9 protein-coding genes are annotated in these 13,740 nt (G+C 59.0%); 2 read left to right on the top strand and 7 right to left on the bottom strand.

What is annotated here, in order from left to right; all coding sequences use genetic code 11:
- Position 1 precedes the first annotated feature (1 nt).
- Entirely contained in the window at positions 2-961 is a 960-nt protein-coding gene (locus tag IV01_RS11485; protein WP_032628971.1) for an AAA family ATPase, read from the bottom strand.
- Positions 962-1,356: 395 nt separating this feature from the next.
- Complete coding sequence (locus IV01_RS11495; protein WP_032628967.1) at positions 1,357-1,716, bottom strand: hypothetical protein; 360 nt, start codon at positions 1,714-1,716, stop codon at positions 1,357-1,359.
- 349 nt (positions 1,717-2,065) lie between these two features.
- On the opposite strand from IV01_RS11495, the gene IV01_RS11500 reads away from it, so the two are divergent.
- Complete coding sequence (locus tag IV01_RS11500) at positions 2,066-6,922, top strand: NAD-glutamate dehydrogenase (RefSeq protein ID WP_032628965.1); 4,857 nt, start codon at positions 2,066-2,068, stop codon at positions 6,920-6,922.
- A 521-nt stretch (positions 6,923-7,443) separates the two neighbouring features.
- Here the strand turns inward: IV01_RS11500 and IV01_RS11505 are convergent.
- From IV01_RS11505 to IV01_RS11525, 5 genes are read right to left on the bottom strand one after another with little or no spacing between them, the layout of a single operon-like run.
- Complete coding sequence (locus tag IV01_RS11505; RefSeq protein WP_032628964.1) at positions 7,444-8,865, bottom strand: efflux transporter outer membrane subunit; 1,422 nt, start codon at positions 8,863-8,865, stop codon at positions 7,444-7,446.
- Positions 8,862-9,761, bottom strand: a complete 900-nt coding sequence (locus IV01_RS11510) for an HlyD family secretion protein (protein ID WP_032628963.1) — start codon at positions 9,759-9,761, stop codon at positions 8,862-8,864. The genes IV01_RS11505 and IV01_RS11510 overlap by 4 nt, the downstream gene beginning before the upstream one ends.
- On the bottom strand, positions 9,758-9,967 hold the full coding sequence (locus tag IV01_RS11515; RefSeq protein ID WP_032628961.1) for a DUF1656 domain-containing protein: 210 nt from the start codon (positions 9,965-9,967) through the stop codon (positions 9,758-9,760). Before IV01_RS11515 ends, IV01_RS11510 begins: the two co-directional genes overlap by 4 nt.
- On the bottom strand, positions 9,964-12,054 hold the full coding sequence (locus tag IV01_RS11520; protein WP_032628960.1) for an FUSC family protein: 2,091 nt from the start codon (positions 12,052-12,054) through the stop codon (positions 9,964-9,966). Before IV01_RS11520 ends, IV01_RS11515 begins: the two co-directional genes overlap by 4 nt.
- Positions 12,051-12,503, bottom strand: a complete 453-nt coding sequence (locus IV01_RS11525) for a MarR family winged helix-turn-helix transcriptional regulator (protein WP_032628959.1) — start codon at positions 12,501-12,503, stop codon at positions 12,051-12,053. The genes IV01_RS11520 and IV01_RS11525 overlap by 4 nt, the downstream gene beginning before the upstream one ends.
- A gap of 532 nt (positions 12,504-13,035) precedes the next feature.
- Here IV01_RS11525 and IV01_RS11530 point away from each other — a divergent pair.
- Positions 13,036-13,704: a polysaccharide lyase family 7 protein gene (locus IV01_RS11530; RefSeq protein ID WP_032628958.1), complete on the top strand. Its 669-nt coding sequence runs from the start codon at positions 13,036-13,038 to the stop codon at positions 13,702-13,704.
- Positions 13,705-13,740: the final 36 nt, after the last annotated feature.

The raw sequence follows: 13,740 nt of genomic DNA, 5'->3' as shown, positions 1-13,740 counted from the left end.
TTCACGCGACAGCCACGACGTCGAGAATGCGCTGGATCACCCGATCCTGATCGATACCGGCGGCTTCCGCTTCGAAGGACAGAATGATCCGGTGCCGCAGTACGTCGAACAGCACCGCTTGAATGTCTTCGGGACTGACGAAATCACGCCCGGCGAGCCAGGCATGGGCCCGGGCGCAGCGATCCAGGGCGATGGAGCCCCGGGGGCTGGCGCCGTAGGAGATCCATTCGGCCATTTCCGGATCGAACTTGGCCGGCGTGCGGGTCGCCATGACCAGTTGAACCAGGTATTCCTCAACGGCGTCGGCCATGTACAGACCGAGGATTTCCTTGCGCGCGGCAAAGATTGCCTGCTGGCTGACCCGGCGTTCTGGCTTGGTTTCGCCGTTCAAGGCTTCGCCGCGGGCCTGGGCAAGAATCTTGCGCTCCACCGAGGCGTCAGGGAAACCGATCTTCACATGCATCAGAAAACGGTCGAGCTGGGCTTCCGGCAACGGGTAGGTGCCTTCCTGCTCGATAGGGTTTTGAGTCGCCATCACCAGGAACAGTGGAGATAAATCGTAAGTGCTGCGCCCGACGCTGACCTGACGTTCGGCCATGGCCTCCAGCAGCGCCGACTGCACCTTGGCAGGCGCACGGTTGATTTCGTCAGCCAGCACCAGGTTGTGGAAGATCGGCCCCTGTTGAAAGACGAAGCTGCCGGTTTCCGGACGATAAATCTCAGTACCTGTGATGTCGGCAGGCAGCAGGTCGGGAGTGAACTGAATGCGATGGAACTGCGCTTCGATGCCTTCGGCCAGTTCTTTGATCGCCTTGGTCTTGGCCAGACCGGGAGCCCCCTCGACCAGCATATGGCCGTCGGCAAGCAGGGCGATCAGAAGGCGTTCGATCAGTTTTTCCTGGCCGAGAATCTGCGTGGAAAGAAATGTTCGCAGCGCTATGAGCGCTTCACGATGTTCCATCGGTGACTGTTCCTGGCAGGAGTGATCAGCGGTGTCACGCGACACGAAAGCTGGGGGCGTTACTTTAATCCATGGAGGGGGGTGCCGACTAACGGCTGTGGGGTTTTTTATGGGGTTTTGAGCATTACGCTACAAAGGATTAGGAATTGTCCTACAGGATCAAGTTAATACCGTTCTTGGAGGAGCCCACGAGCAGCGCGAGGCCGCGATGGCGGTGTGTCAGGTAAATCGCTATCGCGGCCTCGCGCTGCTCGTGCGCTCCTACCGGAATATCACCTGTAGGAGCGAGCTTGCTCGCGAAGGCAATGTTCCTCCCGCCAGTAATATATTCGGATGCCCCGGCCTCTCCGCGAGCAAGCTCGCTCCCACGGGTAATCAGGTTGTAGGCTACCGACTCATCCAATCTCGCTAACGTAAGTGCCTACACCCTCAAGAATAATCACCAGGGTCTCTTCCACGTCCTTCAGCTCATCCCCCGCCGTGCCGTGCAGGATTTCGTATTGGGAATGGCCATCAAGCTGTTGGCCGTCCGCGGGATCGAGTTCGATCAGCAGCCGTTCGGCACTGAAGGTCACTTTAAGCTGCGACACTGTGTGCACCTTGTCATCGCGCACGGTGATTTCGATTTCCTGCTCATCCGGAAAGCGGGTCAGGGAGAACAGATCGCCGGTCTCTCCATGACAGCAGAGCAGGGCCATGTCGTCATATTCGTCATCGCATGGGTTGACGATGAAGCTTGCAGTTTTGATTTGCATGAGAGTTCCTGGCTGGACAAAAACGGGCAATGGGGATTTTGCCAGCCTTGGGCGGGCTTTGCTCGGGTGATTGCCGCATGCAATTGACCGAATATGTCGCAGCGCTGCAAGTATCGGCGGGCTGGCTGTCGTTAAGCTGGGGGGGCAGATGAACGGTCGCGCGAATGTCCTGTCTTCAAAAAGGACGTTCATAAGCCGGTTTGGGAAAATTGAATGTGACGAGTCGTTCACGGCAAGCGTTAGTTCTTTGGCCTAAGCTGTGCCACTGCCCGTTTTATCCAGGCACAGCATGTGCAAGCAACACTTCCTTCAAGCTTCCTTCTAAAAAAGCACAAGCGGAGTACCTCAGATGGCGTTCTTCACCGCAGCCAGCAAGTCCGATTTTCAGCATCAACTGCAATCGGCACTGGCGCAGCACATCAGTGAACAGGCACTGCCACAAGTGGCGCTGTTCGCTGAGCAATTCTTCGGCATCATTTCCCTCGATGAACTGACCCAGCGTCGGTTGTCTGATCTGGCTGGCTGCACCTTGTCGGCCTGGCGTCTGCTTGAGCGTTTTGAACACGACACCCCTCAGGTACGTGTCTACAACCCCGATTACGAACGTCATGGCTGGCAATCGACACACACTGCCGTCGAAGTGCTGCATCACGATCTGCCATTTCTGGTGGACTCTGTGCGGACCGAACTGAACCGTCGCGGTTACAGCATTCATACCTTGCAAACCACGGTCCTGAGCGTCCGGCGTGGTAGCAAGGGTGAGCTGCTGGAGTTGTTGCCAAAGGGCACGACTGGCGAAGGTATTCTGCAAGAATCGCTGATGTACCTGGAAATCGACCGCTGTGCCAACGCCAGCGAGCTGAACGTACTGGCCCGGGAGCTGGAGCAGGTACTGGGCGAAGTGCGGGTGGCGGTGGAAGATTTCGAACCGATGAAAGCCCGACTCCACGAGTTGCTGGCGGGTATCGATACGGTGCAGTACGGCGTGGATGAGGACGAGAAGTCCGAAATCAAGGCTTTCCTGCAATGGCTGGTGGATAACCATTTCACCTTCCTGGGCTACGAAGAGTTTGAAGTCAGCAGCGAGGCCGATGGCGGTCAGCTGGTGTATGACGAGTCGTCCTTCCTGGGCTTGACCAAGCGTCTGCGTGCAGGCCTGACCAAGGAAGATCTGCACATCGAAGGCTATGCAGTGAATTACCTGCAAGAGCCGATGCTGCTGTCGTTTGCCAAGGCCGCCCATCCGAGTCGCGTGCATCGTCCGGCTTATCCGGACTATGTGTCGATCCGTCAGATCGATGCATCCGGCAAAGTCATCAAGGAATGCCGCTTCATGGGCCTGTACACCTCGTCGGTGTATGGCGAGAGCGTGCGGGAAATCCCTTATATCCGCCGCAAGGTTGCGGAAATCGAGCATCGCTCGGGCTTCCATCCCAAGGCGCACCTGGGCAAGGAACTGGCGCAGGTGGTGGAAGTGCTGCCCCGCGATGATCTGTTCCAGACTCCGGTGGATGAGCTGTTCAACACGGTGATGTCCATCGTGCAGATTCAGGAGCGCAACAAGATCCGCGTGTTCCTGCGCAAGGACCCGTACGGGCGCTTCTGCTACTGCCTGGCTTACGTGCCACGGGACATCTATTCCACTGAAGTGCGGCAGAAAATCCAGCAAGTGTTGATGGAGCGCCTCAAGGCCAGCGACTGCGAATTCTGGACGTTCTTCTCGGAGTCCGTGCTGGCCCGTGTGCAATTGATTCTGCGGGTTGATCCAAAGGTCAATCTGAATATCGACCCTGTGCAGCTGGAAAACGAAGTCATTCAGGCCTGCCGTTCGTGGAAGGATGACTATTCGAGCCTGATCGTCGAAAGTTTCGGCGAAGCCCATGGCACCAACGTGCTGGCCGATTTCCCGAAAGGCTTCCCGGCTGGTTACCGCGAGCGTTTCGCCGCTCACTCTGCTGTAGTCGACATGCAGCACCTGTTGAGCCTGAACGAAGCCAGTCCGCTGGTGATGAGTTTTTATCAGCCGCTGTCCGGCGACAAGGCGCAGTTGCACTGCAAGCTGTATCACGCCGATACACCGCTGGCCCTGTCCGACGTGTTGCCGATTCTGGAAAACCTTGGCCTGCGAGTGCTGGGTGAGTTTCCGTATCGCCTGCGTCATACCAATGGCCGCGAGTTCTGGATCCATGACTTCGCCTTTACCGCCGCCGAAGGTCTGGAAATCGATATCCAGCAACTCAACGACACCTTGCAGGACGCCTTTGTCCACATCGTGCGTGGTGACGCCGAAAACGATGCGTTCAACCGTCTGGTGCTGACCGCCGGTCTGCCGTGGCGCGACGTGGCGTTGCTGCGCGCTTATGCCCGTTACCTGAAACAGATCCGCCTGGGCTTCGATCTGGGTTATATCGCCAGCACTCTGAACAACCACACGGACATCGCCCGTGAGCTGACCCGGCTGTTCAAGACCCGTTTCTATCTGGCACGCAAACTCACCACCGAAGACCTGGACGATAAACAACTGCGTCTGGAGCAGGCGATTCTTTCAGCCCTGGACGATGTTCAGGTGCTCAACGAAGACCGCATCCTGCGTCGCTACCTGGACCTGATCAAAGCCACCCAGCGCACCAACTTCTACCAACCCGATGCCAACGGCCAGAGCAAGAGCTACTTCAGCTTCAAGTTCAACCCGCGACTGATCCCCGAGCTGCCAAAGCCGGTGCCGAAGTTCGAAATCTTCGTCTACTCGCCGCGGGTTGAAGGCGTGCACCTGCGCTTCGGCAACGTGGCCCGTGGCGGGTTGCGCTGGTCGGATCGTGAAGAAGACTTCCGTACTGAAGTGCTCGGCCTGGTGAAGGCCCAGCACGTGAAGAACTCGGTGATCGTGCCGGTGGGAGCCAAAGGTGGTTTTCTGCCGCGTCGTCTGCCGTTGGGTGGTAGCCGGGATGATATTCAGGCTGAAGGTATCGCCTGCTATCGCATCTTCATTTCGGGTCTGCTGGACATCACTGACAACCTGAAGGAGGGCGGCCTGGTACCGCCAGCCAACGTCGTGCGTCATGACGACGATGACCCGTACCTGGTGGTCGCCGCCGACAAAGGCACCGCGACTTTTTCCGACATCGCCAACGGCATCGCCATTGATTACGGCTTCTGGCTGGGCGATGCGTTCGCCTCGGGCGGCTCGGCCGGTTATGACCACAAGAAGATGGGCATTACCGCCAAGGGCGCCTGGGTCGGTGTGCAGCGTCACTTCCGTGAGCGCGGTATCAACGTTCAGCAGGACAGCATCAGCGTGATCGGCATTGGTGACATGGCTGGTGACGTATTCGGCAATGGCTTGTTGATGTCTGACAAACTGCAGCTGGTCGCAGCCTTCAACCACCTGCACATCTTTATCGATCCGAACCCGGAGCCAGCCAGCAGTTTCGTCGAGCGTCAGCGCCTGTACGACCTGCCACGTTCGTCCTGGATGGATTACGACACCAGCATCATGTCAGCCGGTGGCGGTATCTTCCCGCGCAGCGCGAAAAGCATCGCCATCACGCCGCAGATGAAAGAACGCTTCGACATCAAGGCTGACAAGCTGACCCCGACCGAACTGCTCAACGCGCTGCTCAAGGCACCGGTGGATCTGTTGTGGAACGGCGGTATTGGCACCTACGTGAAATCCAGCGAAGAAAGCCACGCCGATGTCGGCGACAAGGCCAACGACGCACTGCGGGTCAATGGTGACGAACTGCGCTGCAAAGTAGTGGGCGAGGGCGGCAACCTGGGCATGACCCAGCTGGGTCGCGTGGAGTTCGGCCTCAACGGTGGCGGCTCCAACACTGACTTCATCGACAACGCCGCTGGCGTCGACTGCTCCGACCACGAGGTCAACATCAAGATCCTGCTCAACGAAGTGGTGCAGGCTGGTGACATGACCGAGAAGCAGCGTAACCAGCTGCTGGAAAGCATGACCGACGAAGTTGGCAATCTGGTGTTGGGCAACAACTACAAACAGACCCAGGCGCTGTCCATGGCGGCCCGTCGTGCCTACGAGCGGATTGCCGAATACAAACGCCTCATGGCTGATCTGGAAGCGCGGGGCAAACTGGACCGCGCTATCGAGTTCCTGCCTGCTGAAGAGCAGATCAACGAGCGCGTGGCTGCCGGTCAGGGCCTGACGCGTCCAGAGCTGTCGGTGTTGATTTCCTACAGCAAGATCGACCTTAACGAAGCGCTGCTGGATTCTCGTGTACCGGATGATGATTATCTGGCTCGGGACATGGAGACTGCATTCCCGCCGTCATTGGGGGCCAAGTTCTCCAACGCCATGCGTCAGCACCGCTTGAAGCGTGAAATCGTCAGCACCCAGATCTCCAACGATCTGGTCAACCACATGGGCATCACGTTCGTGCAGCGACTCAAAGAGTCCACCGGCATGAGCGCGGCCAACGTGGCCGGTGCTTACGTGATCGTGCGGGACATCTTCCATCTGCCGCACTGGTTCCGTCAGATCGAGGCACTGGACTACAAGGTTCCGGCCGACATTCAGCTGGCCTTGATGGACGAACTGATGCGTCTGGGCCGTCGCGCCACGCGCTGGTTCCTGCGCAGCCGTCGCAATGAGCTGGATGCCGGTCGCGACGTCGGCCACTTCGGCCCGCACATCGCCGCTTTGGGGCTGAAGCTCGACGAGTTGCTGGAAGGCCCGACCCGGGAAGTCTGGCAGACCCGCTATCAGGCGTATGTCGAAGCTGGCGTGCCGGAGTTGCTGGCACGAATGGTTGCTGGCACCAGCCACCTGTACACCTTGCTGCCGATCATCGAGGCGTCTGACGTCACCGGGCAGAACGCTGCCGACGTGGCCAAGGCTTACTTCGCTGTGGGCAGTGCGCTGGATGTGACCTGGTACCTGCAACAGATCAGCAGTCTGCCGGTGGAAAACAACTGGCAAGCTCTGGCCCGTGAAGCGTTCCGTGACGACATCGACTGGCAGCAACGGGCGATTACCATTTCGGTTCTGCAAATGGCCGATGGCCCGGCAGATATCGAGGAGCGGCTGAACCTGTGGCTTGAACAGCACGGCGCCATGGTCGACCGCTGGCGTGCCATGCTGGTCGACATCCGTGCAGCCAGTGGGACGGACTACGCGATGTACGCGGTAGCCAACCGTGAGCTGCTGGATCTGGCCATGAGTGGGCAGGCTGTCGCGGTTTGATGGTTTAGATTGGTGGTAACAAAAAACCCTGCATCGTGAGATGTGGGGTTTTTTATTGGGTGCTTGGCTATCGGTATCGTGAGCAAGCTCGGCTCTCACAGATCCCCGAGCTCGTGGAAGCGGATTGATTCGCGAAGGCGAAGGCGCAAACAACGGCTACAGCGCGACAGGCGCACACAGAAAAACAGGTCGGTTATCAGGCCGTCTCGTTTTGCTTTTGATTTTGATTTTGATTTTGGGTGCCCCGTTAAACCACGCTGGGCGGAATTCGATGTTGAATCGGCAGGACGCCGGTTTAGCCGCACTGGGCCAGGGATGGTCCTTTGCGGCGGCCCCCCGGTTTAATGCCGGATTACGGGCACATCGAGCACCGATCCCGGGCGAGGTGCCGAGTGGTGGGGCAAGAGCGTTTGCTTATTTTTGACTGGGCCGGCATCCCGGCTGTTCAAAAGTGAGGCTCCGTAAGGGCACAACCATAATCCCAACACCCAGAAATAACGGATATGCACGCCTAAAAACCGCTATTTCCCCTCCCACCCCCCACCCAACGCCAGAAACAAATCAATCTGCCCCATCGCCACCTGGGTATTGGCCGTCGCCAATTGCCCACGCACATCGGTATACGTCCGTGTGGCCTGCAAGTCAGCCAGAAACGAAGCTCGACCGGCCTGGAAGAACCGGTGAGTCTGGTCAGCCGCCTGTTCAGCCGACTGCGCCGCGTCAGTCAAAGCGTCGCGGCGTTGCAGCAGGGCGGTGTATTGCGCAAGGCTGGTCTGGGTCTCGCGGATGGCATTGAGCACCACGCCATCGAACCGGGCCAGCGCCCCTTGGGTCGTCGCTTCAGCTTGATGAATACGCGCCCGCGAACCGTTGGACGGCACGGTCCAGCTGATCAGCGGTCCGAAGCCCCAGCGGTTGGCTGAAGGTTTGCCGAGGTTTTCCAACAGACCCACTGTGCCCACGGTCGCACCGATGCTGATGTCCGGGTACAGCTCGCCGGTGGCCACGCCAATCTCCGCCGTTGCGGCAGCCAATCGACGCTCGGCCTGGCGCACGTCCGGGCGGCGTTTGAGCAAGGCTGCGCCGTCACCCACCGGCATCACCTGCGCGATGTGCGGCAGTTCATTACAGGTTCTGACACCCGCTGGTAATTGATCCAGCGGCTTGGCCAGCAGCATCGACAGGCGGAACAGTCCGGTCTGGCGCAGTGCCTCGAAGCGGGGCAGTTCGGCGCTCAGGGATTTGAACTGAGTCTCCGAGCGGGTCACCTGGGTTTCATCACCGCGCCCGGCATCGCGCAGGCGTTGTACCAGGGTCACGCCCTGCTTTTGCAGGTTCAGGGATTGCATGGCGATGTCATGTTCTTCATTAGCCGAGCAGATTTGCGTGTAAGCCCGGACCACATCGGCGACCAGCGTAATCCGCGCGGTATCGGCAGCGGCCTGGGCGGCCTCAACGTTGGCGTTCGAGGCTTCGATACCGCGTTGCAAGGTGCCGAACAGGTCGAACTGATACGACGTCGAAATGCCCACATCACCGACATTAGCGACCGGTACTTTTTCAGTCAGCAAGAAGGCTTCGCCGGACTCCTGCAAGCGCTGCGCTCCGGCCTTGGCGCTGGTGGTGAAACCGCCCGCTGCCTGGGCTTCGGCGGTCTGGTAGCGGGCGCGCTGCAGGTTGGCGGCGGCGATACGCAGGTCGGTATTGGATGCCATGGCCTGTTGCACCAGTTGGTCCAGGCGCGGGTCCTGGTACAACCGCCACCAATCGGCGGGCACTGGCGCGGACACGGTATTGACCGATTTCCCGGCGAGTTCGCCCTGCAGGTCCGGGCGATTGATCGCCGCGTCCTTGGGCAGTTTGTAGTCCGGGCCAACCATCTGACACGCCGACAACAGCAAGCCAAGCCCGACCGTTGCCGACAGGCGCGTGAGGTGTGTCATTTACCGGACTCCTGCAAGCTGGATGCCTGGGCATCCTCCATGATCGATACGGTGGCGGTGCGCCCGGCGATCATGCGGAAATTGGCCGGGACGTCATCAAAGGCGATACGTACCGGGATCCGTTGTGCCAGGCGCACCCAGCTGAACGCCGGATTGACATTGGGCAGCAGGTTCGAGCCGCTGCTGCGGTCGCGGTCTTCGATGCCGGCGACGATGCTCACCACGTGCCCGCGCAACCGTGCGTTGTCGCCGATGACCCGGATGTCCACGCTTTGGCCAATGTGGATGCCATCAAGCTTGGTTTCTTCAAAATAACCGTCGATGTGGAACGATGCGCCGTCGACCACCGACAGGATTGGACGGCCCGCCGTAACGAATTCGCGATCACGGGGCGCACGGTCGTTGAGGTAGCCGTCCACCGGGCTGCGGATCACCGAGCGGTCGAGGTTCAGTTGCGCGGCATCTACCGCCACTTGCGATTCGTTCAGGGCGGAGAGGGCACGGGCCTCCCGGGACTGGCTTTCTTCCAGTTGCTCGCGAGCCACCAGGTTGCCCAGGCTGCGGTTGCGTTTGTTCTCGCGGCGCGCCTGTTCCCAGCTTTCCTGACGTTCGGCCACGGTCGCCTGAGCCTGACGCAGGGCGAGACGGAAACGGTCTTGATCGATGGTGAACAGTACCTGGCCTTTGCTGACCAGTTGGTTATCGCGCACTTCGACCTTCTGAATCAGCCCGGAAACGTCCGGGGCAATCTGGATGACGTCGGCGCGGATGTGCCCGTCGCGGGTCCACGGTGCGTACATGTAATACATGACCATGCGCCACACGACGATGGCGGCGAAGGTCACAACCAGCAGAGTCAGGACCACGCGGCCCAGGGTAAGCAGAGGTTTTTTCATTTCATCAGGTATCGACTGAGAGTATCCACGGCGCCGAGCAGCAAAGCGTATAGACCTGTATTGAACAATGCCCGGTGCCAGACCAGACGATAAAAGTGGGCCCGCGATAACACCGCGTGGACGCCCAGAAACAACACGTAGGTAATGCCCATCAGCGCCAGAAAAGTGGGCACGAAGACCCCGCTGATGTCCAGATCGCCAATCATAGAGACGCTCCGTCGAGGCCGTAGGGGGGATGAGATTCGGTTTCGATGGCTGTCGCGTTGACGATTTCCACGCCGGGCAGCAGTGCCAGACGCAGACCACTCAAGGCGTGCAGCAAATGGATGCGGACCTCGTCGTCAATCTGCGACTCGGCATTAAAGGCGCGTCGCGCACGGTCCATGGTCATCAGGATGGCGTTGGGCGCTGGCAGGCGGCGCCCGGCCTTGAGGCAGGCCTGAAAATGACCGCCCACCTCATCGATCACCTGGCGCAACAGCAGTTGTTGCGACGCATGCGCCCTCGGCAGCCATGCCAGGGTGTCCAGCAAATTCAGGGCAACTCGCAATTCACGCACGGCCACGCCGGTGTCTTGCGCGGTGGCTGCCAGACGCGGCAAATGCTGCATGAGGCGATCGAGCATCTTCACGCCCATGGCCCGGCGCTCAACCAGCGTGGCGGGTTTGGTCAGGGCGACGATGTCGCGCCAGCCAAAGCGGGTCAGGCGTTTCGATGCCAGTTCAACGCCGAACGGACGCATGATCAGCGTCCAGACAAACGCGAACAGCAGGCCCACGGGACCGGCCAGGTTGGAGTTGATGAAGTTCAGGAAGTCGGCGTCGTAGGCACTCTGGATGCTGATGAAGGACGAGGTGTTGACGATGGTCAGCAGGGTGCCGAGATAGAAACGCGGCTGTAAGGTCAGGGTGCCAACACAAATGAATGGCACCGCGAAGGCCAGCACCAGCATCGGGAAGTCGTGCAGGTTGGGTAGCACCACGAACAGATAAAGGCTGGCGAACAGCACCGAAAGCATGGTCCAGAAAAAGAACCGATAGATTTGCGGGGCCGGGTCGTCCATGGCCGCGAAGAAACTGCACGACACCGCCGCCAGCGCCACCGCAGCAGCGCCATCGGTCCAGCCCAGCAGAATCCAGAGCACCGACGCGACGATGATCGCCAGCACTGAAGTCATGACCGAATAGAGCATCAGGCCGCGATCCAGAAACGGCTTGATCTTCGCCAGCCGCCAGTGGCGATAGACCGCCCGCCAAGGGGATTGATCGTCAGTCTTGATCGCGTGTTGCAGGGAGCGGCAGTCCTGCCACAGATCAATCCATTCCCTCAGGCGATACAGCGCGTTGGACAGCAATAGCTGCTGGCGATCATCAAGCTGCTCCGGCCTCGGCTCCAGACGTTCAAGGTGACGATGCAGGGCTCGCCACTGTTCGGTTTGCAGTCCGCTGGCGGTGTTGTCCAGCCAGTTTCGGATTTCCATCAGCAGCGGCGTGATGTCGGCAATCGATTGCGCTGAGCGCCGTTCCAGTGCCCACAAGGCATCATCCAGCGCGTCGATTACCGGCAATAAATGGATCATTCTGCCGCGCAGTTCTTTGGCGTTGCGTACGGTCTGGTTTCGGGCGCCTTCGTGGGGCAACTGGCCAATCATCGGTTCGAGGGTGTTGAAGGTGGCTGCCATCGAGACCCGCAGGGCGCGAACCTCCTCGGCCGATACTGTGCGGGCCAGAAACTGACTGCTGTAAGCCGACGCATCGCTGAACCATTGAGCCGCAGCGCCCTGCATGACCGGGGCCAGGCGGCGCGGCCAGAACATGCTGCCGACCACCGCGGCGCAGACGATGCCGAGGAAGATTTCTTCAGTCCGCGATACCGCGATTTCAAACACTGCCTGGGGGTTATCCACTACCGGAAAGGAAATCAGCGGCATGGTGTAACCGGCGAGCATCAGGGCATAGCTGTTGGCGGTGCGCAGATGCAGGGACAAGAACAGCAGGGTGCCGGTCCAGAGGGCGATGACCACTGCCAGCAGAAACGGCGTCTGGACGAACATCGGCACGATAAAAACCGACGCGGCTGCGCCGGTCAGTGTGCCGAACGCACGGTACAGCGCCTTGGAACTGGTCGGGCCGACAAACGGGCTGGAGACGATGTACACGGTGGCCATCGCCCAGTACGGGCGCGGCATTTCCATCAGTAGTGCGATGTACAACGCCAGCATCGACGCGCCGAAAGTACGTACCCCATAAAACCAATCGCGTGCGGGGGGGACGCCGGCAAAAAAATCTTTCAAATCGCCCCCAGGTTGTCTTGGTTGGCGGCGTTGGCGAACGCGCTGAACACCCGCAGGGTGGCTTCGAGGTCTTCCTTCGCTACGCCCTTGAGTACCTCCCGACGCAAACGCAGTAACTCATCTTCGATGGCCAGCGCCACGGCACGACCTTTTTTCGTAAGGCTCAAGGATTTGGCGCGACGGTCAGTAGGGTCTTCCGTGCGGCAGACGATGTCGGCGTTGCACAGTTGATCGAGCAGTCGCACCAGGGTCGGGCTTTCCATGCCAGCAGCGTGAGCCACGGTGACCTGATTCACGCCGTCGCCCAGACGCAGGATCATCAGTAGCGGAGCGGCACAGGCTTCGGACACGCCGAAGTGCAGCAGCGTGGTCTGGCAGATGCGTCGCCATTGGCGGGAAGCAGCGACCATGCCACTGCTGATACTCATCTGCAGGGAATCAAGAGACATGAAAAGACCGTTTAGGGATGGGCGAGGTTGATATTGTTCGTAACGATATAATTAGCTTGCTAACTATAATCCTGTAACAAAGTCTTACAGTCAACCCGTAAACGCTAAACGGGTGCGTTAAGGGGAAGTGTTCGTTGTTGAGATAGTTGGAAGCGTCAGGGACAGCCTTTTTTAAAAAAAGTGCCGAGTTGTGAAAAATAATTCGTACCGCTGGTCGGTAAAAAATCAGGCTTTGGATGGTAAAAACGAGAACAGATCGACAGTCTCTCCAAAAAAATGACGTCAACAAATTTTTCCTGCGCCCTGTTTTTTAACGGTTGCACAGGCGCAGCCGTTTTCAGTCAGCCGGTTCTAGTGATGTCTAAATAGTGGCTTTGGCCCCGCGCCGATGGTTTATTGGCGCTTGGGTCATGCTGCGGGTCCTTCATCAAAAAATCGAGTCAGCCGATATGCCAGACGAAGCAAACAGGCGGCGCCAACGCCCGTTCTAGACACCTTTGTCGGTGCGCTCGTCGCACCTTGTGAGCATGCAATGATCGATCTCGCCATGTGGAATCTGTCCGTTCCTGTAGGCACACCAGCCATCATCGTCGATACCCCCAAACTGGTGGGTGGTTATCAGGATGGTTATTTTCGTTCCGGTAATACCCTGTTCTTCTGGGCGCCGGTGACCGGTTCGCGAACGGAAAACGCGATCTATCCGCGAACGGAGTTGCGCGAGACCAAGGCCGACGGCAGCGTCAACAACTGGACCTACTCCCAGGCCGACAATTTCCTGCGCGCCTCACTGGTGGTCAACCAGGTGCCGTCCACCGGCAAGATCGTGATTGGCCAAATCCACGCCTTCAAGAGCCAGGAGCCGCTGTTGAAAGTGGAGTATCAATTCAAGGAAAAACTGCAGACTGGCAACATTGTCGCCAAGTTTCGCCGCGGGCCGGATGCTGAAATCGAAGTGATCATGATCGCTCAGGGCGTGCCGTTGAATACGCGTTTCAGCTACAGCATCCACCTCACGCCGGCGGGCAACCTGTCAGTCAACGCGGCGGATTATGTGTGGAACGCCAAGCTGGATGCAGGCTGGAAAGACAAATTGCTGTACTTCAAAGCGGGGGTTTATACCCAGGACAACACCGGGTATGCCACCGAAGGCGGGGCTGCGACGTTCTACAAGCTGACGATTAATCACGATAAAAAAGCGTGATCGGGCGGTTTCTTCACAGGCGGGCGCGCAATATAT

It is taken from the genome of Pseudomonas syringae (genome assembly GCF_000737245.1).
In the GTDB taxonomy this organism is placed as follows: domain Bacteria; phylum Pseudomonadota; class Gammaproteobacteria; order Pseudomonadales; family Pseudomonadaceae; genus Aquipseudomonas; species Aquipseudomonas syringae_J.
The sequence above is the reverse complement of the archived record's forward strand: the minus strand, read 5'-3'. Positions and strand labels throughout refer to the sequence as shown.